Raw genomic sequence first — 2,136 nt, forward strand, 5'->3', positions numbered from 1 at the left:
TGTACGAGGAGATGGTCGGCGAGGCCGCCGCGAGGTGGTACGCCCCGCCCGGCGAGCCGGAGGGCGTGGAGGCCGCCGAGGGCCTGGGACTGGATCCGCTGGTCGGCGCCGTGTGGCGGAGGCTGGGCTGGCTGGCCGCCCGCAGCGACGTCGACGCGTGGACCATCTCCCTGATCTTCCGGGACGTCGCCGCCTACCTCGACGACCGGGACGTCCGCGAGGAGGTGCTGGGCTGCGTCCTCGAGACGGTGCCGCAGGACGGCGAGCTCGTGCTCGTCGCGCACAGCCTGGGCACCGTCGTCGGCATGGACCTGCTCACCCGGCTGTCGCCCGGCGTGCGGGTGGTCCACCTGACGACGGCGGGCAGTCCGCTCGGCATGGACAGCGTGTACCGGCGGTTGCTCTCCGGCGGCACGGGCCGGCCGGGCAGGGTCGCGGACTGGCTGAACGCCTGGTGCCCGACCGACCCCGTGGCCATCGGGTGCCCGCTGGCCGACCGGTGGCCGGACGGGCCGTCCGACCTCGCCGTCGTCAACGCCCGTGACCGGGCCCACGACATCGACCAGTACCTCGCACACACCGAGGTGGCCCGCTCGATCGGCGACCGGCTCGCCGTGTGAGAGGCCGCCGCCCCGTCACGCCACAGGAAGCGGTATCGATCATGACGACTTTAGGAACGTTCCATGCCGCCGAGGGCATGGAACGCGAACGCGATCCACGACCCGAACAGGACACCGACTCGTGCAGGGAGGAGGCGGACAACCTCATCGTCGGACCGGAGGGACGGCCGAAGGTGCCCGGCCCCGGGCGCTGGAGGCCCCAGCGGGAGGAGATGCTCCATGGCGAGCGACGTGTGCAACTTCACCAACCAACGCCCGAGGCTCGAACGCGGCTCGTCGGGGGCCGCCGTGCAGCAGGCCCAGTGCTACCTCAACAGCTCGCTGACCGGTGACGGACTCGACGTCGACGGGGAGTTCGGCCCCGTCACCGAGAAGGCACTGCGGCGGTTCCAGGGATGCGCGGACATCACCGTCGACGGCATCTGCGGCGCGCAGACCTGGTCCCACCTGACCCTGTGGGCCAACGGCCCCGACTTCGCCTGCTGACCGTCAGGGTGCACCGGGCCCGTCACGGGAGCACCAGGACGGCGTCTCCCACCGGTCGTTCACCGGCCGCGTCGGACGGGGCGTTGATCACGCGTCCGCCGGTCACCATGGTGGTCGAGCCGCCGCCGTCGAGGTTGAGGGCGTCACGCATGCCCAGGCCCTGGGCCACCGCGGCCGCCTCCGCGATCGACAGGCCGAGGCTCGTGGTGGCCCGGCCGTCGACGGTCGCCAGCAGGATCCGGCCCCGCGCGTCGGCCCCCGCGATCGTGCGGGGGTTCCGCTTGGTCACCCAGCCGTAGTGGAAGCTCGGGTCGCCCGGCCGGACCATGCCGTCCGCGGCGGCGGTGACGTACCGGCGGCCGTCGCGCACCAGCTGGGGGCCGCCGTTGACCACGTGGTCGGCGACCGGTCCCCGCACCCGGCTCCTGGTCCTCAGCGTCTCCCCCGGTACGGCCAGCTCCGCGAGCCACGCCGCCCGCGCGCCGGTCGCCTGGACCGACCGGCTCCCCGGCGGGAGCCCGCCGCCCCGTGGGCTGCGCACCGACGTCACCCGGTCATGGGCGTCGACGACCGCCTCGACGCCCTCCCCGGACGGTGTCGAGGCGCCGAACTCCGGGGTGAACGCGACCAGTTCGCCCGCGTCCACGCATGTCGTGTCGTGCAGCGGGAGGTCGGTGGGGGTGTCGCCGGTGCCTCCGCAGTTGCGGATCAGTCCGGGCACCCGGTTCAGGCCGTCGAGCGGGAGCGTCCTGCCCCGGCCGGAGACGGAGCCGCTCCAGGTGTGGCGGGCCACCGCCGCCCGGTGGCCGTCGGAGGAGAACACCAGCGACGGGCGGCCGTTCACCGGCTCGCTCAGCACCCGGCCGTCGTACACGCCGAGCCCCGCGGGGTCGCCGGGCGCGCCGGCCGCCGGGTCCAGCACGAAGAACCCCGCGTTCACCGCCGCCGTCGCGCCCCGTCGTGCGGCCAGTTCGCTGGTCGTCTCCCTGCGCTCCAGGTCCGGCCCGAAGTCGCCGGCCAGCTCGCCCCG

Annotated in this window: 2 protein-coding genes and 1 pseudogene; 2 read left to right on the top strand and 1 reads right to left on the bottom strand. The window is 74.4% G+C overall.

Translation table 11 applies throughout. The features are described 5' to 3' along the window. Together HW445_RS28150 and HW445_RS28155 are read left to right on the top strand one after the other, a co-directional pair. A pseudogene (locus tag HW445_RS28150) lies at positions 1-620 on the top strand (serine protease); the annotation flags it as partial. 219 nt (positions 621-839) lie between these two features. After that, a complete protein-coding gene (locus HW445_RS28155; RefSeq protein WP_180223677.1) occupies positions 840-1,106 on the top strand; it encodes a peptidoglycan-binding protein in 267 nt (88 codons plus the stop codon). A gap of 22 nt (positions 1,107-1,128) precedes the next feature. Here the strand turns inward: HW445_RS28155 and HW445_RS28160 are convergent. Then, positions 1,129-2,136: phosphodiester glycosidase family protein (locus tag HW445_RS28160; protein ID WP_180223678.1), on the bottom strand; the 1,008-nt coding region annotated here is incomplete at its 5' end.

It is taken from the genome of Streptomyces sp. UH6 (genome assembly GCF_013421635.1).
Lineage (GTDB): Bacteria > Actinomycetota > Actinomycetes > Streptomycetales > Streptomycetaceae > Streptomyces > Streptomyces abyssomicinicus.

Coding starts and splice junctions, on each gene's coding strand:
- HW445_RS28155 (WP_180223677.1), top strand. CDS start 840: ATGGCGAGCGACGTGTGCAACTTCACCAACCAACGCCCGAGGCTCGAA.